Annotated in this window: 27 protein-coding genes; 25 read left to right on the top strand and 2 right to left on the bottom strand. The window is 50.7% G+C overall.

All coding sequences use genetic code 11. The features are described from left to right. Window positions 1-89 precede the first annotated feature (89 nt). The gene (locus tag BN587_RS11420; protein ID WP_021720250.1) at window positions 90-698 is read right to left on the bottom strand and encodes a TetR/AcrR family transcriptional regulator; all 609 of its coding nucleotides are present in this window, start codon (window positions 696-698) and stop codon (window positions 90-92) included. A gap of 197 nt (window positions 699-895) precedes the next feature. On the opposite strand from BN587_RS11420, the gene BN587_RS06040 reads away from it, so the two are divergent. The 20 genes from BN587_RS06040 (at window position 896) to BN587_RS11415 (ending at window position 17,169) form a co-directional block, all read left to right on the top strand. Then, window positions 896-2,032 (top strand): DNA recombination protein RmuC, encoded by a 1,137-nt coding sequence (locus tag BN587_RS06040; protein WP_021720249.1) that lies wholly within the window; start codon window positions 896-898, stop codon window positions 2,030-2,032. Next, window positions 2,019-2,234, top strand: coding sequence for a hypothetical protein (locus BN587_RS06035; RefSeq protein ID WP_021720248.1), 216 nt, complete (start codon window positions 2,019-2,021; stop codon window positions 2,232-2,234). Before BN587_RS06040 ends, BN587_RS06035 begins: the two co-directional genes overlap by 14 nt. Before the next feature lie 15 nt (window positions 2,235-2,249). After that, window positions 2,250-2,753: an NUDIX hydrolase gene (locus BN587_RS06030; RefSeq protein WP_021720247.1), complete on the top strand. Its 504-nt coding sequence runs from the start codon at window positions 2,250-2,252 to the stop codon at window positions 2,751-2,753. A 106-nt stretch (window positions 2,754-2,859) separates the two neighbouring features. After that, entirely contained in the window at window positions 2,860-3,600 is a 741-nt protein-coding gene (locus tag BN587_RS06025) for a YebC/PmpR family DNA-binding transcriptional regulator (protein ID WP_021720246.1), read from the top strand. Between the two features lie 98 nt (window positions 3,601-3,698). Continuing rightward, entirely contained in the window at window positions 3,699-4,193 is a 495-nt protein-coding gene (ruvC, locus tag BN587_RS06020; RefSeq protein ID WP_021720245.1) for a crossover junction endodeoxyribonuclease RuvC, read from the top strand. Continuing rightward, the gene (gene ruvA, locus BN587_RS06015) at window positions 4,194-4,796 is read left to right on the top strand and encodes a Holliday junction branch migration protein RuvA (RefSeq protein WP_021720244.1); all 603 of its coding nucleotides are present in this window, start codon (window positions 4,194-4,196) and stop codon (window positions 4,794-4,796) included. 62 nt (window positions 4,797-4,858) lie between these two features. Further along, window positions 4,859-5,785: a Holliday junction branch migration DNA helicase RuvB gene (gene ruvB / locus BN587_RS06010; RefSeq protein WP_021720243.1), complete on the top strand. Its 927-nt coding sequence runs from the start codon at window positions 4,859-4,861 to the stop codon at window positions 5,783-5,785. A gap of 310 nt (window positions 5,786-6,095) precedes the next feature. Further along, complete coding sequence (locus BN587_RS06005; protein ID WP_021720242.1) at window positions 6,096-6,887, top strand: FAD binding domain-containing protein; 792 nt, start codon at window positions 6,096-6,098, stop codon at window positions 6,885-6,887. Next, window positions 6,887-7,354: a (2Fe-2S)-binding protein gene (locus tag BN587_RS06000; protein WP_021720241.1), complete on the top strand. Its 468-nt coding sequence runs from the start codon at window positions 6,887-6,889 to the stop codon at window positions 7,352-7,354. The genes BN587_RS06005 and BN587_RS06000 overlap by 1 nt, the downstream gene beginning before the upstream one ends. Before the next feature lie 15 nt (window positions 7,355-7,369). After that, the gene (locus BN587_RS05995) at window positions 7,370-9,649 is read left to right on the top strand and encodes a xanthine dehydrogenase family protein molybdopterin-binding subunit (protein WP_021720240.1); all 2,280 of its coding nucleotides are present in this window, start codon (window positions 7,370-7,372) and stop codon (window positions 9,647-9,649) included. Between the two features lie 263 nt (window positions 9,650-9,912). Beyond that, window positions 9,913-10,869 carry a GTP 3',8-cyclase MoaA gene (gene moaA, locus BN587_RS05990; protein ID WP_021720239.1) on the top strand — a complete coding sequence of 319 codons (957 nt, stop codon included), beginning with the start codon at window positions 9,913-9,915 and terminating at the stop codon, window positions 10,867-10,869. 24 nt (window positions 10,870-10,893) lie between these two features. Continuing rightward, window positions 10,894-11,382, top strand: coding sequence for a cyclic pyranopterin monophosphate synthase MoaC (gene moaC / locus BN587_RS05985; RefSeq protein WP_021720238.1), 489 nt, complete (start codon window positions 10,894-10,896; stop codon window positions 11,380-11,382). Next, window positions 11,367-12,317 (top strand): MOSC domain-containing protein, encoded by a 951-nt coding sequence (locus BN587_RS05980; RefSeq protein WP_021720237.1) that lies wholly within the window; start codon window positions 11,367-11,369, stop codon window positions 12,315-12,317. Before moaC ends, BN587_RS05980 begins: the two co-directional genes overlap by 16 nt. Further along, window positions 12,314-12,997, top strand: coding sequence for a molybdate ABC transporter permease subunit (modB, locus tag BN587_RS05975; RefSeq protein ID WP_021720236.1), 684 nt, complete (start codon window positions 12,314-12,316; stop codon window positions 12,995-12,997). The genes BN587_RS05980 and modB overlap by 4 nt, the downstream gene beginning before the upstream one ends. A gap of 1 nt (window position 12,998) precedes the next feature. Then, on the top strand, window positions 12,999-13,790 hold the full coding sequence (gene modA, locus BN587_RS05970) for a molybdate ABC transporter substrate-binding protein (RefSeq protein ID WP_021720235.1): 792 nt from the start codon (window positions 12,999-13,001) through the stop codon (window positions 13,788-13,790). Window positions 13,791-13,803: 13 nt separating this feature from the next. Next, complete coding sequence (locus tag BN587_RS05965; protein WP_021720234.1) at window positions 13,804-14,835, top strand: molybdopterin-binding protein; 1,032 nt, start codon at window positions 13,804-13,806, stop codon at window positions 14,833-14,835. Between the two features lies 1 nt (window position 14,836). Further along, complete coding sequence (locus BN587_RS05960; RefSeq protein ID WP_021720233.1) at window positions 14,837-15,181, top strand: winged helix-turn-helix domain-containing protein; 345 nt, start codon at window positions 14,837-14,839, stop codon at window positions 15,179-15,181. 233 nt (window positions 15,182-15,414) lie between these two features. Further along, window positions 15,415-16,041 carry a MotA/TolQ/ExbB proton channel family protein gene (locus BN587_RS05955; RefSeq protein ID WP_021720232.1) on the top strand — a complete coding sequence of 209 codons (627 nt, stop codon included), beginning with the start codon at window positions 15,415-15,417 and terminating at the stop codon, window positions 16,039-16,041. Window positions 16,042-16,057: 16 nt separating this feature from the next. Further along, complete coding sequence (locus BN587_RS05950; RefSeq protein ID WP_021720231.1) at window positions 16,058-16,471, top strand: ExbD/TolR family protein; 414 nt, start codon at window positions 16,058-16,060, stop codon at window positions 16,469-16,471. Then, on the top strand, window positions 16,468-17,169 hold the full coding sequence (locus BN587_RS11415; RefSeq protein WP_021720230.1) for an energy transducer TonB: 702 nt from the start codon (window positions 16,468-16,470) through the stop codon (window positions 17,167-17,169). Before BN587_RS05950 ends, BN587_RS11415 begins: the two co-directional genes overlap by 4 nt. 337 nt (window positions 17,170-17,506) lie before the next feature. Here the strand turns inward: BN587_RS11415 and BN587_RS05940 are convergent, their stop codons facing one another. Then, window positions 17,507-18,700 carry a pyridoxal phosphate-dependent aminotransferase gene (locus BN587_RS05940; protein WP_021720229.1) on the bottom strand — a complete coding sequence of 398 codons (1,194 nt, stop codon included), beginning with the start codon at window positions 18,698-18,700 and terminating at the stop codon, window positions 17,507-17,509. A gap of 388 nt (window positions 18,701-19,088) precedes the next feature. Here BN587_RS05940 and rimP point away from each other — a divergent pair, with 388 nt between their 5' ends. The 5 genes from rimP to infB all read left to right on the top strand — a co-directional run bounded on the left by rimP (window position 19,089) and on the right by infB (window position 23,865). After that, on the top strand, window positions 19,089-19,568 hold the full coding sequence (gene rimP, locus BN587_RS05935; protein ID WP_021720228.1) for a ribosome maturation factor RimP: 480 nt from the start codon (window positions 19,089-19,091) through the stop codon (window positions 19,566-19,568). A gap of 23 nt (window positions 19,569-19,591) precedes the next feature. Further along, entirely contained in the window at window positions 19,592-20,665 is a 1,074-nt protein-coding gene (nusA, locus tag BN587_RS05930) for a transcription termination factor NusA (RefSeq protein ID WP_021720227.1), read from the top strand. After that, on the top strand, window positions 20,665-20,937 hold the full coding sequence (gene rnpM, locus BN587_RS05925; RefSeq protein ID WP_044484398.1) for an RNase P modulator RnpM: 273 nt from the start codon (window positions 20,665-20,667) through the stop codon (window positions 20,935-20,937). The genes nusA and rnpM overlap by 1 nt, the downstream gene beginning before the upstream one ends. Further along, window positions 20,924-21,220 (top strand): L7Ae/L30e/S12e/Gadd45 family ribosomal protein, encoded by a 297-nt coding sequence (locus BN587_RS05920; protein ID WP_021720225.1) that lies wholly within the window; start codon window positions 20,924-20,926, stop codon window positions 21,218-21,220. Before rnpM ends, BN587_RS05920 begins: the two co-directional genes overlap by 14 nt. 86 nt (window positions 21,221-21,306) lie before the next feature. Next, window positions 21,307-23,865: a translation initiation factor IF-2 gene (infB, locus tag BN587_RS05915; protein ID WP_021720224.1), complete on the top strand. Its 2,559-nt coding sequence runs from the start codon at window positions 21,307-21,309 to the stop codon at window positions 23,863-23,865. Window positions 23,866-23,905: the final 40 nt, after the last annotated feature.

Raw genomic sequence — 23,905 nt, 5'->3', positions numbered from 1 at the left:
ATTATAGGTTCTAAAGAAGATAGCGTCAAGCAACAAAGTTGTAAACAAAAATAAAGCTGCTTTGAAGCAGCTTTATTTAAGGAATATATTTATTTTTTACTAAGTGATGCAAGGTAGGTGTTGAGTGCCTGCAGCAGGTAATCAAGCTCAGCGCCGTTTTGGAAATTGCCCAGCTCGCAGATATGGCTGTGCATCAAAAAGAAGAACATGATAATACCTTCCAGAGTGAAGGCAACGTGGGTTGCTTTGATATCCGCAACGATTTCGCCGCAGGCAATCGCTTCCTCAACTAGCTCGGTCATGAACTGATGGATGCGGTACAGCTTGCTGCGCACATAATTTTCAAACATGGGCTGCGGAGTCAGCAGCTCGCGGTAAATCAGGTGAATGTTATAGGGGTTCTGCTGCTGCATTTCGGCAATGCCGTCTACATAGGTACGCAGCTTGGTAAGCGGTGAACCTGACTGCTGACGGATTTTGTCCTGCAGCTTCAGAAACTTTTCGGCCTCGGTATATAAAACCTCCTGATATAAATTCTTTTTGCCGCCGAAATAATAGGAAATCAACGCGCTGTTGACGCCGCTGGCAACAGAAATCTGCTTAATAGATACGGCAGCAAAGCTGTCCATGGCAAACAGCTTGGTTGCGGCCTCGAGGATTTTATCAGCAGAGTTGAGATTAGGACTTTCATCTATCATATAATGTAATACCTCTTTGGAATAAATAATGTATGAATATATTATACACGATTTGGGCGCAGATGTAAGCTGATTTTGTTAAAAAAGTGATATTATGAAAATATCTTGTTAAATATAAAAATTTTGTTCGTTAATGTGTTGGCTATGTACTGCATTTCTGCTATAATAAAAAAATAACGGAGGTCAGCAAAGAAGAAATGAGTACATTGGCTATAGCTTTGATGATTGTCATAGCCCTGCTGCTGGCAGGTGTGATAATATTATTGATACAGGGACGTCCGAAGGCGGATATGACGGCACAGCGGCTGGAGCTTTTGGAGCGCAGGCTTGCGGAAAGCATGTACGACCTGCGTGGCGAGCAGAGCACGCTGGCGCGGGCGGCACGCTTGGAAAACCAGGCGGCGAGCGACAGGCTGAGCGAACAGATTGATAAGCGTGTGGCGCGTCTGTCGGATATGACGGACCAGAACCTGGAGCGCATCCGCATGACTGTGGACGAGCGCCTTAATCAATCGCTGGAGCAGAAGTTTGCGCAGGTCAACAAGTGCTTGGGCGAGGTGCACCAGTCCTTGGGTCAGATGCAGAGCCTTTCCTGCGGCGTGGATGAGCTGCGGCGCGTTCTTTCGAACGTCAAGGTGCGCGGCACTTGGGGCGAAATGCAGCTTGGCAATATCCTCAAGGATATTCTTGACCGTGCAAGATATGTAGAAAATGCTGAGGTGCGTCCGCACAGCGGCCTGCGTGTGGAATATGCCTTGCGTTTGCCGGGGCAGCGGGAGCAGGAGGTGCTGCTGCCGATTGACGCCAAGTTTCCGCTGGAGGATTACCAACGCCTGCAGCAGGCGCGTGAGGCCGGTGATACGCAGGCGGCGGATGCAGCGGCGAAGCAGCTGGAGCGACGCTTGAAGAGCGAAGCGAAGGATATCTGCGAAAAATATATCTGCCCGCCGTATTCGACGGATTTTGCCGTAATGTATCTGCCGAGTGAGGGCCTGTTTGCGGAGGCGCTGGCCTTGCCGGGACTGGCCGAGGAGCTGCAGCTGAAGTTCAGAGTGTGCGTAGCGGGGCCGACAACGCTGGCGGCGCTGGTGAACAGCCTGCAGCTGGGCTTCCGCACGTTGGCGGTGCAGCAGCGTACTACCGAGGTCTGGCAGCTGCTGAACAAGGTTAAGCAGGAGCTTGCCGGCTTGGAAACAGCTCTTGATAAAACAGCCAAAAAGCTGGAGGAGGGGCAAAACGCCCTGCATACCACCAAGCGCTATACAGCACGCTTACAGAAGCAGCTGGAGGCTGTGCAGCTGTTAGATGAGGAAGATAAGCATGACAAAGAATAATGAGCCTCATCCCTATAAAAAGCCGCCGCTGTGGGTACAGATATTATTATGGGCCTACGGCTTTATGTGGCTGAATATGATTTTTGTTACGGGCTTAAACAGCCTGTATCTCGGTTATATAGATTACGACAGCGGCAGCATTGCCTTCGCTATGACCTGTGGCTTTTGGCTGATTTTCAAATATTTGCCGCGCTTGCTTTAAGAGGGGGAATTTATCATGGAGCAATGGGATATTTATGACAGTGAACGCCGTCTTACCGGACGGACGATGAAGAAAAATGACTGGATACTGCAGGACGGCGAATATCATCTGACGGTGCTTGGCGTTGTGCGCAACACCGACGGACGCTTTCTGATTACCAGACGCGTACTGACGAAGGCTTGGGCTGCCGGCTGGTGGGAGGTTCCCGGCGGTGCGGTGCAGGCGGGCGAAAGCTCACGCGAGGCTGTGAACCGCGAGGTGTGGGAGGAAACCGGTCTTGATGTTTCAGCCTGCGCAGGCGGACCGGCGCTGACCTATCACCGCGAAAATCCGGGCGAGGGCGATAATTATTTTGTTGACTGCTATCTTTTTACGCTGCCCTTTGCACCGGAGCAGGTAAAAATCCGCTCTAATGAGGCACTGGAATACAAGCTGGCGACCTTGGAGGAGATTCAGGAGCTGGCGCAACAGGGAATCTTTTTGCATTATGACAGTATTAAGGATGTTTTTGCAAAATAAAGCTATCTGCCGGCGATTGCGGTTGAAAAAACACAGCCGGCGTGGTAAAATATTATGGTAAATGCTTAAATAAATATGGCAAAGAGAAAGTTTGGAGGAATTTACAATGTCAGGACATTCTAAATGGGCGAACATTAAACATAAAAAAGGCAAGGCTGACGCTCTGCGCGGCAAAATCACTACTAAAATCAGCCGTGAAATCACTATTGCCGTTCGTATGGGCGGTGCAGATCCTACCGGTAACATGAAGCTGAAGCTGGCTCTGTCCAAGGCTAAGGCTAACAATATCCCGAAAGACAACATTCAACGTGCAATCCAAAAGGGTGCAGGTGCTCTGGAAGGCCAAAGCTTCGAAGAGATTACCTATGAAGGCTACGGTCCTGCAGGCGTTGCTATGATGGTCAGCTGCCTGACCGATAACCGTAACCGTACCGCTGCTGATGTACGTCACGTATTCTCTAAGCACGGCGGCAACCTGGGTGCCAGCGGCTGCGTAAGCTACATGTTCCAACAAAAAGGTATCTTCGCAGTTAGCGCCGAAACCGGTGTGAGTGAGGATGATCTGATGATGATCGCTCTGGATGCAGGTGCTGAGGATATCAAGAGCAGCGAAGACGGCTTCGAAATTATCACCGATCCGGCTGCTTATGACGATGTAGAAAAAGCTTTGGCTGATAACAATATTGAAGTTGCAATGTCCGAAATCACCATGGTTCCCGATACTATGGCTGAGCTGTCCGGTGAGGATGCCGAAAAGGTTCAGAAGATGCTGGACGCATTGGATGATTGCGATGATGTACAAGACGTTTACACCAACGCTGACTTGCCGGAAGACGACGAGGAATAATATTATTATTACGAAGTAACTGCAATGTGCGCGAAGCATAGTTGCAGAAAGGAAAGCAGGCAGTTGATGTCTGCTTTCTGTTTTTTGAGAGGTTTTTTATGCTGGTTTTAGGAATTGACCCCGGTACCGCCATCTGCGGTTATGGCTTGGTAGATATGACAGGCAACCGTCTGCGCCCCGTTTTTTACGGCTCGGTGCTGACGGATAAGGACATGCTGCCTGAGCTGAGGCTGAAGAAGATTTATGATGATATTTCGGATATCATTGACCACTTCAAGCCGGATCTGCTGAGTATCGAAAAGCTGTTTTTCAACCGCAACGTTACTACTGCGATTCCTGTAGGACAGGCGCGCGGCGTTGTGCTTTTGGCTGCGGCCAACAAGGGACTGCCTGTGATGGAATTTACGCCGATGCAGATTAAGCTGTCGGTAGTAGGCACAGGCAGTGCAACGAAGGAGCAGGTTATCTATATGGTGATGCATCTGCTAAATATCCGCGAAAAAATTAAACCGGATGATACGGCCGATGCGCTAGCAGCGGCAATCTGCGGCATTAACACTGCGTCTACGCGCAGATGGCAGGAGGGCAGATAAATGATAGGTTCATTGAAGGGCTCTGTTGAAAGCCTTGGCATAGATAACTGCATAATCGAAACTGCAGGCGGCGTAGGCTACCGCGTTTTCATGCCGGCAGCACAGCTTGCTCAGCTGACGCAGGGTGCAGCAGTGCGCCTGCACATCCACACGGCGGTGCGCGAGGATGCCATTGTTCTTTACGGCTTTTTGAGCCGGGAATATTATGACCTCTTTGAGCTGCTGCTGACCATCAGCGGCGTAGGTCCCAAGATGGCCTTGGGTATTTTATCCGCAGTCAAGCCTGATGCTTTTTATCTGGCGGTGCAGAGCCGTGATATCAAGGTGCTCACCAAGCTGCCAGGTATCGGCAAAAAGACGGCGGAGCGTCTGCTGCTGGAGTTGAAGGACAAGGTAGGCCCCGTGGCCGCCGAAAGCGGCGACAGCTTCGGCGAGGCAGTAGCTGCTGGAGGCAGCGGCGCGGTAGCGGAGGCTATCGAAGCACTTGCTTCCTTGGGCTACATCAACAGCGAGATTATGCCCGTAATCAAGAAAATCGAAGGCGCAGAAAGCAAGACGAGCGAGGAAATATTGAAGCAGGCCTTAAGGCTGATGATGAAGTAATTTCCCGCAGATAAATAGTCTGGCGGTATTCGTGTCTGTGCAAGGCTTACTAGGAGGAACTTATGGAATTTGATGATAGAATTATTGCCGGGGCGGAACAGGAAGCAGATGGCTGGCAGTACAGCCTGCGTCCGCGTCTGTTAAATGAATATATAGGTCAGACGCAGGTCAAGGATAATCTGTCTATTTTCATTAAGGCTGCCGCTGCCCGCCACGAAGCGCTGGACCATGTGCTGCTGTTCGGACCTCCGGGCTTGGGCAAAACTACGCTGGCCAACATTATTGCCAATGAGCTTAATGTCAACATCCGCGTTACCAGCGGACCGGCGATTGAACGTCAGGGAGATTTGGCAGCAATCCTGACCAACCTTGGAGATAATGATGTACTGTTTATTGACGAAATCCACCGCTTGTCCAAGACCGTAGAGGAAATTCTTTATTCCGCTATGGAGGATTTTGCGTTAGATATTATTATCGGCAAAGGTCCTGCGGCGCGCAGTGTGCGTCTGGACCTGCCGCATTTTACGCTTATCGGCGCTACCACGCGTCTGGGAGCGATAGCGGCGCCTTTGCGTGACCGCTTCGGCGTGCAGTGCTGCCTGGAATTTTACAAGCCGGAGGAGCTGCAGTTTATTATTACGCGTGCAGCGGAAATCCTGAATGTAAAAATCGACAAGGAAGGCGCTATGGAAATTGCCCGCCGCAGCAGAGGCACGCCGCGTATTGCGAACCGTCTGCTGAAGCGTGTGCGTGATTTCGCCCAGGTGCTGGGCGTGGAGGTTATCGACCGTCAGCTGGCAGATGAAGCATTGGCTAAGCTGGAGGTTGACCGCTACGGCTTCGACCGTAACGACCGCAAAATTTTGACGACTATCGTCAAAACCTTCGGCGGCGGTCCTGTAGGCATCGAAACGATTGCCGCAGCCGTGAGCGAGGAGTCATCAACGATTGAGGATGTAATCGAACCAACATGCTTTAAGTTTACTTGAAATTCAGGAGAATGTCAAGGGAGAAGAGTGGATTCACCGTGCGCCACGCCAAGCTTACGGACGCAGAGGTGCGTGAGCTGGCGTCCAAGCTGACAGCATAATAGCATAAACGTTTTTGGAAGTGAATATAATATAGCATTGAGTAAGACGTCTTATGTATTATTAATTTTAATGCACAAGGCGTTTTTACTTTCTTTCAATTAGATAACTTATGAGCCTATGTGCATTTTTTATCTTTTCAATTACAGGAAAAATATGGTAAAATATAATAGAATAAGTATGCAATACAAACAGAATGGGAGGGCAGTATATGTTGACAATTCGTGAATATAAACAGGCAGCAACGCTGGAGGAGGCGTGGCAGCTGAACCAGAAGCGCCCCAACCGCGTGCTTGGCGGCCTGCTGTGGCTGCGCCTGAGCAAGGGCAATGTGCAGACGGCGATTGATTTGTCGGCGCTTGGCCTGGATACAATAGAGGAAACAGAAACAGAATTCCGCATCGGTGCGATGGTGAGCTTGCGCCAGCTGGAGCTGCATGCAGGCTTTACTGCTTACAGCGAGGGAGCAAATAAGGAGGCGCTGCGCCATATCGTAGGTGTGCAGTTTCGCAATCTTGCTACCGTAGGCGGTAGTGTGTTCGGTCGCTTCGGCTTTTCGGATGTGCTGACACTGCTTTTGGTTATGGACAGCTATGTGGAATTATACAAGGGCGGTATTGTGCCGCTGGCAGATTTTGTAAATATGCCGTATGACAGAGATATTTTGGTGAGTGTTATCGTCAAAAAGACGGCAGCACATTACAGCTATAAATCCGTGCGTATCAGCAAGACCGATTTTCCGGTGCTGACCTGTGCGGCGGCGCTGACTCAGGACGGCGTGCAGGCCGCAGTGGGTGCACGTCCGGCGAAGGCTGCACTGGTGAAGGATGCTGAGCAGCTCGCAACTCTGCCTATGACTGCCGAGAAGGCGCAGGCCTTTGCGGAATATGCTGCAGGCTTACTGCCGACGGAAACCAATCCGCGTGGCAGTGCTGCGTACCGTACACACCTGATTAAGGTGCTGACTGCAAGATGTTTAACGGAATTGGGAGGTAAGGCCTGATGGAGATAACCTTAACCTTAAATGGCAAAAAGCTGACACGTATGGTGGAGGCTGATACAGTTTTACTCGATTTTCTGCGCAAGGAAGGCTGCTACAGCGTGAAGCGCGGCTGTGACACTACCAACTGCGGTTTGTGCACTGTATTTATGGATGATAAACCGGTGCTTTCCTGTGCTATCCTGGCAGCGCGTGCCGCAGGCCACAGCATCGTAACGATGGAGGGAATGCAGCAGGAGGCAGCGCAGTTCGGTGCCTTTATTGCAGACCAGGGCGCGGAGCAGTGCGGCTTCTGCAACCCCGGCATGATTATGAACGCTATCGCGCTGCTGCGTGAAAACAGCGAGCCTACGGAAGCAGAAATCAAGGAATTTCTGGCAGGCAACCTGTGCCGTTGCTCCGGCTATGAGGGACAGCTGCGCGGAATTCAGAATTTCATCGCCTGGAAAAAAGCTCAGGCGCAGGCATAAGGAGGGGAGCTGCAGATGAAAATAGTTAACCAATCCTACCGCAAAAAGGATGCTATGCAGCTGGTGACGGGCCAGCCTGTCTACACCGATGACCTGGTACCTAACGATTGCCTGCTTGTCAAGGTGCTGCGTTCTCCGCATGCGAATGCAATTATTGAAAGCATCAACACCGCTATTGCAGCGAAGGTGCCTGATATCGAAGCAATTTATACCTGGGAGGACGTGGACCAGGACGGCGAGCGCTGCACCTACGCAGGCCAGACCTATCCAGAACCGAGTCCTTATGACCGCCTGCTGCTGGACCGTCATGTACGCTTTGTCGGTGATATCGTAGCGATTGTTGCCGGCAAAACGGAAAAGGCTGTCGACAAGGCGCTTTCTTTGATTAAAGTAAAATACCAGCTGTTGGACGCAGTGCTTGACTTCCGCACTGCGCTGGATAACCCTGTGCTCGTGCATCCGGAGGATACCTGGAAGGCCAACTGCCCGGTTGGTGCTGACAATAAGCGCAACCTGTGCGCCCATGAGGTTATCGAGGACGGTGAGGTTGATAAGATTCTGGCGGAATGCGATGTTGTTATCGACCAGACAACTCACACCAAGGCTGTGCAGCAGGATATGATGGAGCCTTTCGTAACCTATTGCTCTATTGATACCTACGGCCGTCTGAACATCCTCAGCTCTACGCAGATAGTTTTCCATTGCCGCCGCATTATTGCGAACGCGCTGCATATCTCCAAAACCATGGTACGCGTGGTTAAACCGCGTATCGGTGGCGGCTTCGGCGCTAAGCAGAGCTGTGTAAGCGAAATGTATCCGGCCTTTGTTACCTGGAAAACAAAAAAGCCGAGTAAGATGATTTTCTCGCGTTATGAATGTCATATAGCTTCCAGCCCGCGCCATGAGATGGAGGTGCGCGTGCGTCTGGGTGCTACTAAGGAAGGCAAAATCCGCGCGATTGATTTATATACTCTTTCCAATACCGGTGCTTACGGCGAGCATGGTCCCACGACCGTCGGCCTTTCCGGTCACAAGTCTATTCCTCTGTACCGTACCGAGGCCTTCCGCTTCGGCTTTGACGTAGTTTACACCAACCTGCAGGCTGCAGGTGCTTACCGCGGTTATGGCGCTCCTCAGGGTATCTTTGCCGTAGAGTCCGCTGTGAACGAGCTGGCAGCACGTCTAAAGATGGATCCGATTAAGCTGCGTGAGATGAATATTACACGCGAGGGCGATATTATGCCGGCTTATTATGGTGCGCCCAACACAAGCTGCGCGTTGGATCGCTGCCTGGCGCAGGTACGCGAGATGAGCGGCTGGGAGCAGAAGTTCCCGCTGCAGCAGCTGCCTGACGGCAAGGTACGCACAATGGGCGTGGCTATTGCGATGCAGGGAAGCTCTATTCCTTACTGCGACGTCGGCGGTGCTACCCTCAAAATTAACGACGAGGGACATTACACACTACTGATCGGTGCTGCCGATATGGGCACTGGCTGCGATACCGTTCTGGCCCAGATGGCAGCAGAGGTTTTGAAATGTGATTACGATAACATTACCGTATTCGGTGCGGATACCGATGCTTCTCCTTATGACTCCGGTTCCTACGCATCCAGTACAACGTATATTACAGGCAAAGCCGTAGAAATCTGCGCACAGCGTTTGCGTGGTAAAATTTGCCAATTAGGTGCACGCCTGCTGGAATGCGGCACGGACCAGGTTGTCTTTGACGGATGCGAGGTGCGTGATACAGTCAGCGACAAGGCTGTGAGCCTTGTTGATATCGCCACCGCTTCTATGGTGAATAACGATATCGCTTTGGAAGAAACCGTGGAGCAGAACAGTGTACTGTCCCCGCCGCCGTTTATGGCCGGGGTAGCCGAGGTTGAAACCGACCTGCTGACAGGCGAGGCACAGGTAGTAAACTTCTACGCATCTGTTGACTGCGGTACTCCGGTTAACCCGCATCTGGCGAAGGTACAGACTGAGGGCGGTATTCTGCAGGGCATCGGCATGGCGCTGATGGAAAACGTAACCTACAGCCCCAAGGGACGTATTTACGAAAACTCCTTCATGCAGTATAAGGTTCCCTGCCGTGAGGATATCGGTCATATCTATGTTGACTTTGCCAGCAGTTATGAGGAAAGCGGTCCCTTCGGTGCCAAATCCGTGGGCGAGCTGGTAATCAACACTCCGGCTCCGGCGATTGCCGATGCAATTTATCAGGCAACCGGCAAGCGCTTCATGACGCTGCCGATTACCCCGGAAAAAATTGCCATGGGCGTTGACGAAGAATAAGATTTTTATAAGCTGAAAACAAATGTGGTTGCAAGACCACATTTGTTTTGGTAGGCGTTATTCTCGGGTGAGAGTGACGCGAGGCGCATATGACCCCCTTTCGCCTCACTGCGTTCGGCACCTTCCCCAAGGGGCAGGCAAGAAACTAACAGCGAAAATTTTCTCAGATAAAATCTTCTTGATTAGTGCAATTGCTGCAGGTGACTAAAGGGGACGTAACAGCATTTTACTAATTTTAATTCACGTAAAAAAGGATTACCATTATGTATGACCAATACAATCGCAAAATAGATTATCTGCGCATCTCCCTTACCGACCGCTGCAATCTGCATTGCCGCTATTGTCAGCCAGAGGTGAGTGAGCATGTGCCGCATAACGAAATATTGCGCTATGAGGAGCTTTTGTGTATTTGCCGCGCTGCGCTGCAGCTTGGCATCCGCAAATTCAAAATCACCGGCGGCGAACCGCTATTACGCAAGGGCTGCAGCGATTTTATCGCCAGCCTGAAGCAAACGGAAGGCGTAGAGCAGGTAACGCTGACGACGAACGGCACATTGCTTTCGCAGCAGCTGCCTGCGCTTATTGCAGCGGGTGTGGACAGCATCAACGTGAGCCTTGATACTCTGAATGCAGCGTATTATACAGAGCTTACCGGCGGCAGCCTGGACAGCGTTCTGAAATCATTGCAGGAGCTGCAGGCTGCAGGAATATCGTTTAAGCTGAACTGTGTGCCCTTAGCAGAAAATGGCCTGGTCGATATTATGCAGCTGTTGAAGTTGGCGCACAGCTATAATGCGCCGTTGCGCTTTATCGAGCTGATGCCGCTAGACTGCAACACTAATCTGCAAGGCCTAAGCGGCAGTGAAATTCGCAGTCTGTTGGAGCAGGCAGGCTTACAACTGCAGCGTGACGCGCAGCGTTACGGCAACGGTCCCGCAAGTTATTGGCGCATCGGCGGCTATAAAATGCCGGTGGGCTTTATCGAACCGCTGCATAATAAATTCTGCGCTGTCTGCAACAGGGTACGCCTTACCTCCGTGGGCATGCTGAAGCCCTGTCTTTACTGTAACGAGGGCATGAACCTCAAGCGCTTGCTGCGTGACGGCGCAAGTGATGCGGATTTGCTGCAGGCCATGCAGGAGATTATTTACGCTAAGCCTGCGGGACATAGCTTTGAGGTGGAGGCGGCAAGCTTTAATATGAGCCAGATAGGCGGATAAATACAGGCTTTGAAGGAGCAGACGATGAGTGAATTTACACATTTTGACGCTGCGGGCAATGCTCTGATGGTGGATGTCAGCGACAAGGCTGATACCGCTAGGGTTGCCGTGGCGCAGGGAAAAATCTGCGTAAGCAGAGAAATATATGAAAAAATTGCTGCCGGCAGTATGGCCAAGGGTGATGTGCTGGGCGTAGCACGCGTCGCGGGAATTATGGCGGCCAAGCGCACCAGTGAGCTGATTCCGCTATGCCATCTGCTGCAGCTGATGAAGTGCACGGTAGATTTTGAGCTGTTGGCGGAAAACGGCAGCTATGCCGTACAGGCGCAATGCCTGGTAAAAACTACGGGCAAGACAGGTGTGGAGATGGAGGCGCTGATAGGCGTACAGATTGCCTTGCTGACGATTTACGATATGTGCAAGGCCGTGGACAAGGCAATGGTGATTACAGATGTGCATCTGCTTAGTAAGGCAGGCGGAAAGAGTGGTGATTTCGTATGGAAGCAAGCATAAAGGGTATAATCAAGGCTGTATGTATCAGTGAAAAGAAGGGTACGGAAAAGCATCCGGTTAATGAGATTGTCCTCAAAGAAAATTTCGGAATCGAGGGTGATGCCCACGCCGGAAAATGGCACCGTCAGGTGAGTTTGCTGAGTGCGGAAAAGGTAGATGAGTTCAATGCGCGCGGCGGTGATGCCGCTATCGGCGCTTTCGGTGAAAATGTTCTCGTAAGCGGTATCGACTTCAAAAAGCTGCCGGTAGGCAGCATCATGCGCAGCGGTGAAGTAGTGATGAAGCTGACGCAGATTGGCAAGGAATGCCACAGCCATTGCACGATTTTTGCGCGTGTGGGCGACTGCATTATGCCGCGTGAGGGCGTTTTTGTGACGGTAGAGCATGGCGGCGTCCTGCGCAGCGGCATGGAGCTGGAGGTGACGCTGCCTGCAGCCGACGCACCCTTGCGTGCGGCGGTAATGACGCTTTCTGATAAGGGTGCAGCTGGTGAGCGTGTCGATACCAGTGGTCCGCGGGCAGCAGAGCTGTTGGCGGAGGCAGGCTACGAAATTGTGGAGCAGATTTTGCTTCCCGACGCGCAGAAGAGAATCGAACGTGAGCTGATACGTCTGGCGGACAGCAGACAGGTTGATCTGATTATCACTACAGGCGGCACAGGCCTTTCGCTGCGTGATGTTACACCGGAGGCAACAATGGCGGTGGCAACACGCAACGTGCCCGGTATTGCGGAGGCCATCCGTGCGGAATCACTCAAGATTACGCGGCGGGCAATGCTGAGCCGCGGCGTGAGCGTAGTGCGCGGACAGACGCTGATTGTGAATCTGCCGGGCAGCACTAAGGCGGTGGAGGAAGCGTTGGCAATCGTTTTGCCGCAGCTGGAGCATGGACTGCGTATCTTAAAGGGCAGCGCCCATGACTGTGCCAGAAAATGAGCGCTATTGACTGGTCACCGCTGTGGATTTCGCTGCACACTGCGGCAGCAACAATCGTCATAGTTTTCTTTATCGGCGTAATTATTGCCTGGTGGGTGGAACGGCTGCAGAGCCAAAGCCTGAAGATTTTTGCCGACGCAGTAATAACGCTGCCGATGGTGCTGCCACCTACGGTAGCAGGCTTCTTTCTCTTATACTTCTTTGGCAACAACCGCTTTTTGGGCCAGCTTATTTATCAGCTGACGGGCATAAAAATAGCTTTTAGTTGGCTGGCAACCGTGCTGGCAGCAGCGGTAATTTCGCTGCCGCTTATGTACCGCAGTGCGCGCGGAGCCTTGTCGCAGGTTGATAAGGGCATGCTGGAGGCGGCGCGTTCGCTGGGCATGACGGAATGGCGCATTTTCTGGCGCATTCATCTGCCGAATGCACTGCCTGGTATTATTGCCGGCGGCCTGCTGGCCTTCGCCCGCGGTCTGGGTGAGTTCGGCGCCACGGCGATGATTGCCGGCAATATTGCAGGACGCACACGCACGCTGCCGCTTGCGGTTTATTCTGCCGTAGCGGCAGGCGATTGGGATGCCGCAGGCTGGTATGTGACCGTAATTGTTGGCATCTGCCTATTAGTTGTTATCGGTCTTAATGTTTACTTATATAAAACAAAACAACAACAGGGGGAGTAAAATGAAAAAACTCTTATGCTTAGTATTTTCTTTAATGGTAGCTGTTATGGCTGCAGGCTGCTGCGGCGATGATAAGCAGGCTGCTGCACCGCAGGCAGGCAAAACTTTACGTCTGGCTGCTGCTGCCAGCATGGAAAAGGTATTTACGCAAAAGCTCATTCCGATGTATCAGCAAAAGCATCCGGAAATCAAAATTGAAGGCGTATACGATGCCAGCGGCAAGCTGCAGGCACAGATTGAAAGCGGTTTGGCAGCCGACGTATTTATTTCTGCGGCCAACAAGCAGATGAACGCGCTGAGCGACAAGGGCTATATGGATAAAAGCACGGTAAAGCCGCTGCTGGAAAACAAGCTGGTGCTAATTGTGCCTAAAAGCGGCAGCGCAATCAAGGGCTTTGAGGATTTCAGCAAGGCTAAGCATCCTGCCATCGGCGATCCCGCCAGCGTTCCTGCAGGCCAATATGCCAAGGAAGCGCTGACCAAGCTGGGCCAATGGGACGGTATTCAAGGCAAGGTAAGCCTTGGTACTAATGTAACACAGGTTTTGAACTGGGTTGCTGAAGGCAGTGCCGACGCAGGCCTTGTTTACGCTACTGATGCAGCGCTTTTGAAGGACAAGGTAACTGTTGTGGCCGAGGCTCCAGCAGGCTCTCTGAAGAAGCCGGTAATTTATCCTATCGGCGTGCTGGCAAAGGCTCCCCAGGCTGAGGCTGCCAAGGATTTTGCTGCCTTCCTGCAGACTGAAGAGGCTATGAAGATTTTTGCCGCCTACGGCTTTGCGCAGGCTAAATAAGAGGTAGATAAACATGAAATTAATTCGTACTGAGGATGCGGTCGGCAGTGTTCTCTGCCATGACCTGACACAGATTATCAAGGGTGTTACCAAGGATGCCGTGTTCCGCAAGGGACATGTGGTGCAGCCGGAGGATATTCCGGTGCTGCTTTCCATCGGCAAGGAGCATTTATATGTGTGGGAAGCTGATGAAAGTATGCTTCATGAAAATGATGCCGCACGCATTTTGTGCGACATCTGCAAAAACACTATGATGGATGAATCGCCTGTGAAAGAGGGCAAGATTGAGCTGGCCGCCGCTGCTGACGGTCTGTTCAAGGTAGACGGCGCGCGTCTGCGTCTGGTGAATAGCTTCGGACAGATGATGATTGCGACGCGTCACGGCAATACGCCGGTGAAGAAGGGTGACAAGCTCTGCGGTACGCGCATTATCCCACTGGTTATCGAAAAGAAAAAAATGCAGCGTGTGCGTGAGCTGTGCGGTGATGAACCGCTGCTGCAGCTTTTGCCGTATAAAATCAAAAAGGCTGCCGTTCTGGCGACCGGCAGCGAGGTTTTCCACGGACGCATTAAGGATACCTTTACGCCCGTGCTGGAGGAAAAGCTGGCCGAGTTCAACGTGGAGGTAATTTATAAGCAGGTTTTGGATGACAAACCGGAGCAGATTACCGCTGCGATTAAAACTACGATTGAGGAAAAGGGCGCGGAAATGGTGCTCTGCACCGGCGGCATGAGCGTTGACCCGGATGACCGCACACCGCTGGCAATAAAAAACACCGGTGCACGCATTGTGTCTTACGGTGCACCGGTGCTTCCGGGGGCAATGTTTTTGCTGTCGTATTACGGCGAAGACCAGGTGCCTGTTCTGGGCTTGCCAGGCTGCGTAATGTACGCTAAGCGCACTGTTTTTGATTTGGTGCTGCCGCGTGTGCTGGCCTGTGACATCGTCACTGCCGACGAACTGGCAGCCTTGGGCGAGGGCGGACTGTGCCTGAACTGTGCCGTTTGCACCTATCCTGCCTGCGGCTTCGGCAAGGGGTGGTAAAATGACCTACGCAGACCCGCAGCATTATCATGTGAAGGTGCGCGTGTATAACGAAAGCATTGATTTCGGCAAGGGCGTAGCGGAGCTTCTGCAGCGCATTGAGGCCACCGGTTCGCTGAGTGCTGCCTACAAGGCTATGGGCATGTCGGCCAGCAAGGCGTGGAAGATTCTGCGGCGTGCGGAGGCAGACCTGGGCTTTGCACTGGTCAGCAGCACGGCAGGCGGCAAAAGCGGCGGCAGCAGTGTGCTGACGCCGGAGGGACGCCTGCTGCTCGAGCGGTATACAGCCTTTAATGCAGAGGTGCAGTCGGCGGCGGCGCAGGCCTTCGCCAAGTATTTCAAATAACATAAAGCTTCGGGCAGTACGGGGAATTTTTCCTGTACTGCCTTTGTTTATATAGTTTATGTTTTCTTGACGCAGATTAGTAAAGAGGCTATAATATAAACATCTAGTAAATAGCAACAAGTATCAGATATGGGAGCTATGCCGACTTCCTTCCGCTGTGTATAGGCGGATGATGAGCTTGCGATTTGCTGCAAAAAAATTGCAGCGTTATTTTTTTGAAAGAAGGTTTAAGTATGAGTATTTTTGCCGGAGCTATTGATTATTTTGTTAAGGGTGGTCCCTGTATGTGGCCGCTGCTGATGTGTTCCTTTGCCGCTATTGCCATTGGTGTGGAACGATATCTTTTCTATAAGAAGGCTATTTCCGGAGAAAAGTTCGCGAGCAGCTTCTGCCGCATGATGAATGACTTTAATCTGGTTGGCGCCAGTGAATTGGCAGAGCAGAGCAAGGGCGAGGCTGCTGCCATGGCTAAGGAAATTCTGGATATTAAGGGTGACCTCGGCCCGCGTCTGGAAACTATTGTCTATACTAAAGCAGACCGTATTATCGACAGTCTGGAAAAAAATATCAACTATCTGAGTGTTGTTATCGGTCTTTCGCCGATGCTCGGCCTGCTCGGTACGATTACCGGTATGATTTCTTCGTTCAACGCTTTGAACGAAAGAACCCAAAACCCGATGGCCGTTACTGCAGGTATTGGTGAAGCGCTGATTACTACCGTTTTCGGCCTGTGCATTGCCATTATGGGTATGTGTATCCATGCTTATCTTACAAGTAAAATCAAGACCGAAACTCTGAATATCAACGAAGTAGCGGATACGTTGGTTGATATTTTCAAAGCTAACGAGCAGAGCAAATGAGGGGCGGTGTCAGAAAATGCGCAGACGTCGTAAAAGAGTGATGAAGTCACCGGAAATCATGCTTAGTCCTATGATTGATATGATTTTCCTGCTGCTGGTATTTTTCATTGTCAGCACTATGTATATGAGCGAGGTCAAGACGATTCCTATTCGCCTGCCGGTTGCCAAGCATTCGGAGAATGTCAGCAAGAGTAACTTTAATGTAACGATTAAAAAGGATGGCAGCCTTTATCTTGATGAAAATAAAATCGAGATGGATATGCTGGTTCAGAATGCTGCGATTGAAAGCAAGCATGATTCCTCCTTCTCTGTTATTATCAGAGCAGAGGACGAAGCGCCCTATAAAACTATTATCCAGCTGATGGATAAAATGAAGGGAGCAGGTGTCACACGCTTCGGTTTGGCTACGGATACAGGTGAGAGCAAATGAAGGATGAACAAAAGCGATTTGGCAAGGGCTTTGCCGTAGCTCTGGCTGTGCATCTTGTTCTTGCCGCCGGCCTTGGCATTTTTGGCTACCGCTTTGTGCATACGCCTCCGGAAATTTTAGAGGTTTCCCTGGAGGGCGGCGGTGGCGGCGCTGAAGCTCAGGAGGAAGAAATCGAACAGGAGGAGCAGCAGGAAGAGCCTATCATCCAAAGCCTGGAGGATATTATTGACCAAAAGCTGAAGCCTAAGCCACAGAAGAAGATTGTTAAGAAAAAAGCAACTGCAGCCCCCGGGCCGAAGGCTCCTGCCGGTAATCCTGCCGGTAATGGTACAGGCACAGGTACGGGCAGCGGAACGGGCAGTGGTAATGGCAGCGGCAATGGTAACGGCAGTGGTAGTGGCAGCGGCGAAGGCCGCGGTGTGCCGGTCAAGCCGCCACGCCTGCTGCGTGAGGTTGCGCCTGTATATCCTGCGTCCGCACGCAACAGCGGTGCTACCGGTGTGGTAACGGTACGCATTCTGGTAGGTGCTGACGGCAGTGTAGAGGATGTAACGGTTGTCGGTTCCTCCGGCAACGGTGCTATGGATAACAGCGTTGTGACGGCGGTCAACAAATGGCGCTTTAGTCCTGCCAAAGACAAGTACGGTCAGAATGCACGCTGTCGCGTTACACGTGCGGTAAGCTTTAACTTAAGATAAAAATTATACGCAAATGCTTTTATGCAAAAAGCTGCCGTCTCCGTCTCAAAGCGGAGGCTGGCAGCTTTAACTGTTTTAGCGGGAATATGATGATGTTTTTTTCATGCGGATTTTTTGTTTAGCTTACGCTGCTGCTGCAATAGAATAATCAAAAAGCTTTTTCAAAAAGAAAAAACACGGCTGATAAACACCGTGTTTTTCTTATATGCTATGTCTCATGGAAGGAAAGTGAGATATAGCGAAATCAAAACAAAGAATTTTTAAGCAGATATCAAATCTACAATTGATATTATATACTAATAAGATAACTATGTCTAATAATTAATAAGCATAAAAGTTATTTTGCTTTGTTCAGATTTCTGTATTTCGTTACGAAGAGGGCGATGCGCTCCAGCGCCTTATGCAGGATTTCTTCGCTGTAAGCATAGGAGCAGCGGATGTAGCCTTCACCACCGGCACCGAAGATATTGCCGGGGATTACGAGAACCTCCTGCTCCTCCAGCAGCTTTTCAACAAATTCCATGCTGGAAAGGCCGGTTTCCTTGATGCAGGGGAAAACATAGAAGGCGCCTTCGGGCTCATACAGCGGCAGCCCCATCTTGTGGAAGCCATCAATCATAATCTGACGACGGCGGCTGTATTCGGCAACCATGTTGTCAACGTCCTGGCGGCAGTATTTCAGTGCCGCAATCGCGCCGTACTGTGCCGTAACGTTAGGGCAGAGCACAACATATTGATGCAGGATGTTCATAGCGTTGATGATTGCTGCCGGTGCCATGATATAGCCAAGACGCAGGCCGGTCATAGCGTAGGCCTTGGAGAAGCCGTTGAAAATAATGGTGCGGTCGCGGAATTCCGGGAAGGAGGTGAACATGGTGTGTGTTTTGCCGCCGTAGGTAAGATGAGCATAAAGCTCGTCGCTGATGACAATCAGGTCATGCTTCACAGCCCAGTCACCGATAGCCTTAATCTGTTCCTTGCTCATAACAGCGCCGGTCGGGTTGTTGGGATAGCCAAGCATAATAGCCTTGGTTTTGGGCGTAACAGCCTTTTCCAAATCTTCGATAGTAGGCACAAAGCCGTTTTCCTGATAAGTTTCTACGGAAACAGGCTTGCCGCCTGCCAGAATAACGCAGGCCTTGTTGGCAACGTAGCAGGGCTCGGGAAGAATAATTTCGTCACCGGGATGCATAATGGTAGTAATAGTGGTGTACAGTGCTTCGCTGACACCGACTGTTACCATGATTTCGGTTTTCGGGTCGTATTTCACGCCGTAGTTTTTATGGATATCATCTGCAATTGCTTCGCGCAGCTCCAAAAGGCCGAGCGTAGGAGTGTAGCAGCTTTTGCCTTCGCAGATGCTGTTGATTTCAGCGTCCTTGACAGCCTGCGGAATATCAAAATCCGGTTCGCCTACGCTGAGAGGTACGATGTTGGGGTTAGCGGCCATAATATCAAGAAACTTTGCCAGACCGGAGGGAGGCAATGCTTTAATAAAGGGAGAAACAGCAGCATCAAAATTATAGGACATAAAAATACCACCTTTCATAAAAAGCTTGTCGATAAAGCGCCCTTGTCCAAACTGACACTTTTTCCACAATCTCTATCTGTTTACTGTATTACTGTAGCAGATATTTTTACGACTGACAAGGGAAAGCGCAGTGTATACATTTTACGTGGCAGATTTAGCATTTTTCTGTATAAAATTTAACATATAATAACTAGATATAGCGTAAGCTACTTGCAAGACTTGTCAACAGATGCTATAATAAGAATAGCCAAAATAAGTATGACTTGTGAAAGAGTGGGTTTAAAGCCCGCTCTTTCCGCTTATTACGATGTTTCTGACGCGTTGGCGACGGAGGCAGCTGTTAACTGTAAGGTTAATGCAGAAAGAAAAACTTAATATGGAGGTGAAAATGATGCAGGCAAAAGAAGTTGAAGCACTGATTACCGCAATGGTAGAACCGCTTCTGCAGGATACCGGTCTTACGCTGGTAGATGTAGAATATGTGCGCGAAAAGGACTGGTACCTACGGATTTTTCTCGATAAGCCTGGTGGAGTAGAAATTGATGATTGCCAGATGGTCAGCGAAAAGCTGACGGAGATTCTGGATGCCGAGGATCCTATTCCCGACAAGTATTTTCTGGAGGTTTCTTCTCCGGGCATTGATCGTCCGCTGAAGAAGGACAAGGACTTTGTAGCTGCTTATGGCACCAAGGTTGATATTATGTTCTATACTCCGTGGGAGGGAATGAAGAATCTGACTGGTATTCTGGTAGCACATGATGACGAAGCTGTACAGGTTAAAAAGATTATTAAAGGTAAGGAATTCAAAAATCCTGACCGCATTGAACGTAGGCTGATTGCTAATATCAGACCGCATATAGACTTTTAATTAAGAAATAGGAGGCTTATTAAGTGAACGCAGATTTTATCTCAGCAATCCAGGAATTAGGAAAGGAAAAGGGTATTGACCCCGAGCTTTTGTTCCAGGCTGTTGATGACGCTTTGGTTGCTGCTTACAAGAAGAATACCGGCACAAACCAGAATGTCCGTGTTGATATGAATAAAGAAACTGGTGAAATCCATGTATATGCACAGCGCACTGTAGTTGAGGGTGAGGCTGACGGCATTAACGAAATGTCCTTGGAGGATGCTCAGGAAATTAATCCGCAGTATATAGCAGGTGACATTGTAGAGGTGGAGGTTACTCCGAAAAACTTCGGCCGTATTGCTGCCCAGAACGCTAAACAGTTTGTTGTACAGCGTATCCGTGAGGCAGAGCGCGGACAGGTTTACGAGCGCTTCCAAAGCCGTGCTAATGATATCGTAACCGGTATTATTGAACGCATGGAAAACAAAAATGTTTATATCGATTTGGGCAAGGTTGAAGCTGTGCTGACTCCGAACGAGCAGATACCCGGTGAAATCTACCAATACCATGAGCGTATGAAAACCTATATTGTTGAGGTTAAGCGCACCACCAAGGGACCGCAGATTATGGTTTCCCGCACTCATCCAGGCCTGCTGAAGCGCCTGTTTGAGCTGGAGGTTCCGGAAATCCATGATGGCGTGGTTGAAATCAAATCCGTAGCCCGCGAGCCTGGTATGCGCTCTAAGATTTCCGTATTTACTGCTGACAGCAATGTTGATCCGGTAGGTGCCTGCGTAGGCCATAAGGGCATGCGCGTGCAGACTATTGTTAATGAGCTGCGCGGTGAGAAAATTGATATTGTCAAATATAGTGAAGATCCGGCACAATACGTTGCTAACGCTCTGAGCCCGGCAAAGGTTGTGAAGACAACTGTTAACGAAGCAGACAAAATCTGCCGCGTTGTCGTACCGGATTACCAGCTGTCCCTGGCTATCGGCAAGGAAGGCCAAAATGCCCGCCTGGCTGCTAAGCTGACCGGCTGGAAAATTGATATTAAGAGCGAAACTCAGGCTGCCGAAGAGGCTGCTGCTGAGCCTGCTCCCGTGGAAGAAGCATGATGAAGGTAAAAAAAATTCCGCAGCGTAAATGCTTAGGCTGCAATGAAATGAAGGATAAAAAGGCTCTGCTGCGCGTTGTACGTTCGCCTGAGGGTGAGGTCAGCCTTGATATTACCGGCAAGAAAAACGGACGCGGTGCATATGTCTGCCCCGATAAGGAATGCATTACCAAGGCTGTGAAGGAAAAACGTCTGGAGCGTGCTTTGGAGAAGCCTATCGGCGAAGACGTGCTCAAGCAGCTGCTGGAGGATTTTGAACATGGCAGGCAATAATGTTGCTTTTGCTTTAGGGTTGGCGCAAAAGGCAGGCAAAACCGCTTCCGGCGATGTAGCTGTGCGTGCTGCCTTAAAAAGCGGCAAGGTTAAAATACTTGTTTTGGCACAAGATGCTGCCCCTAATTCAAAAAAGGAAATTTATTTCCTGGCAGAGATGGCAGGCGTGCAGGTCATCGAGCGTTTGACGCGCGATGACCTGGGTTATGCAATCGGTAAAGGCCCGCGCATTGCGGTGGCAATTACTGATGCAAACTTTGCCAATATGCTGCTGAAAAAATAATAAGGTTAAATCACAGTTGTCTGCGCAGCTTGCGCGAGCTTCGCAGATGAATCTGCTTCTTATTTATCTGGTCTGGAGGTGGATGAATGGGTAATAAAAGAATATACGAGGTTGCCAAGGATTATGGCAAGCCAGTAAATGAGGTCATTGACCTACTGAAGAAAAATAATATCGAAAAAACTAATTTTAGTGCAGCTGATGACAAGGCTATGTCTGTTATCCGTAAAGCTTATGATAAAAAACCAGAACCGCCCAAACCGGCGAAGACGGAAAAACGTGATGTCAGCAAACCGGCTGCTCCTGCGCATCCGCAGGCTACAGCTAAAAGAAACGATAACAATATGAATAGGAATAACGGACAGAGGAATATGCAACAAAATCAGCAAAATAATCAACGCAACAACAACGCTCAAGGGCGTAATGAAAATCGTCAGGGTGGCCGCAACGAAGGCCGTCCGCAAAATCGCAACGGCCAGCAGGGCAACCGCCATGGCGGCCAGGGTAACTATCAAGGTGGCCGTAATGAAGGTCGTCCGCAAAATCGTGGCGGCCAGCAGGGCAACCGTCAAGGTGGCCGTAATGGCCAACAACGCCAGGGCGGTATCTTTGTAGGCCCCAAGAGCCAGCAACCCGGCCAAAGCGTACACGGTGAAAGCCGTGCACAGGTTAGCGGTGGCCGTAGCGAAGGCCGCAATGGCGGCCGCAGCGAAGGCGCTCGCGATAACCGTCAGGGCGGTCGCAACGCAGGCAAGAGCCGTAAGGACAACAAGCCGCAGATTAAGGGCAGCTACGCTACCCGCGAAAGCCGTCCGAACCGCAGTGCTGGTCATCAGATGCCGGTAAACCGCGGCGGCAAGAAGCCTGCACCGAAACAGCAGCAGGCTCCGGTAGAAATCGTTCGTCCGACCTACGTTGAAATCGGCGAATCCATTAATGTACAGGAATTTTCCAAGCTCATTAAGCGTGAGGTTAATGAAGTAATCAAGGCTCTGTTTATGCTGGGAGTAATGGTTACCATCAACCAGGATATCGATTTCGATACCGCACAGCTTATCGGCGACAACTTCGGCGTAGAGGTTGGTCAAAGAGCACCTGAGGAGGATCCGACTGAGATTCCTGAGGTTGACGATCCGCCTGAAAAACGCGTTCCGCGTCCGCCGGTTATTACCGTTATGGGCCACGTTGACCATGGTAAAACCTCCTTGCTGGACGCTATCCGTAAAACCAACGTTACCTCCCGCGAGGCCGGCGGTATTACCCAGCATATCGGTGCTTACAAGGTTAACTACCAGGGCAAGCAGATTGTCTTCCTGGATACCCCGGGCCATGAAGCCTTCACTGCTATGCGTGCCCGCGGCGCACAGGTAACCGACGTTGCTATCTTGGTTGTAGCAGCAGATGACGGTGTAATGCCGCAGACCATCGAGGCTATCAACCATGCTAAGGCTGCAAAGGTACCTATCATTGTAGCTATCAACAAAATCGACCGTCCGGGCGCAAATCCGGATCACGTTAAACAACAGCTGGCAGAGCATGAGCTCATTCCTGAGGATTGGGGCGGCGACACCATTATGGTTCCTGTTTCCGCACATCAGAAGACTGGTATCAGCGACCTGCTGGAAATGATTCTGCTGGTTGCTGAAATGCAGGAGCTGAAGGCTAACCCGAACCTGCCTGCTCACGGTACTATCATTGAGGCCCAGCTGGACAAAGGCCGTGGCCCGGTTGCTACCGTACTGGTACAGCGCGGTACTCTGCATATCGGTGATACCATTATTGCCGGCACCTCCTATGGTAAGGTTCGTGCAATGATCAATGACCGTGGCGAAAAGGTTAAAAAAGCTCTGCCTTCTACCCCTGTAGAGGTACTGGGCTTGAACGATGTACCTGCTGCCGGCGATATCCTGGACAGCACCGACGAGAAGACTGCCCGTGGCGTTGCTGAAAAACGTATCGCCAAGAAGAAGGAAGAGGAAATCAAGCTGAACTCCAAGGTTTCCCTGGATGACCTGTTCCAACGTATTAAAGAAGGCGAAATCAAAGAGCTGAACATCGTAGTTAAGGCTGACGTTCAGGGTACTATCGAAGCATTGAAGGCATCCCTGGAAAAAATCAAAAACGATGAGGTTAAGGTTGCCGTTGTCCATGCAGGCGTAGGCGCTATCACCGAATCCGACGTAATGCTGGCGTCCGCTGCCAACGCGCTGATTATCGGCTTTAACGTTCGTCCTGACGCTAACGCGCGTAAGGCTGCCGAAACCGAGAAGGTTGACGTACGCACCTACCGTGTAATTTACGACGCAATCAACGACGTTGAGGCTGCTATCAAGGGTATGCTTGCTCCTAAATTCAAGGAGGTTATCCAAGGCCGCGTAGAAATCCGTCAGCTGATTACTATTTCCAAGCTGAAGATTGCCGGCTGCTATGTAGTTGAAGGCAAGGTTACCAACAGCTCCAAGGTTCGTGTTGTCCGTGACGGCATCGTAGTTCACGAGGGCGTTATCGAATCTCTGCGCCGCTTCAAGGACGATGTGAAGGAAGTTGCCCAAGGCTTTGAATGTGGTATTACTTTAGAGAAGTTCAGCGACCTTAAAGAGGGCGATATCTTTGAAGTATACGACATGGAAGAAATCGCAGTAGAATAGTCTGCCGCATAAGGCACATTGCGCAGGAATGCCGGCCGGA

It is taken from the genome of Phascolarctobacterium succinatutens CAG:287 (genome assembly GCF_000434895.1).
GTDB lineage: Bacteria > Bacillota > Negativicutes > Acidaminococcales > Acidaminococcaceae > Phascolarctobacterium_A > Phascolarctobacterium_A succinatutens_A.
This window is presented reverse-complemented; position numbering and strand designations above follow the sequence as displayed.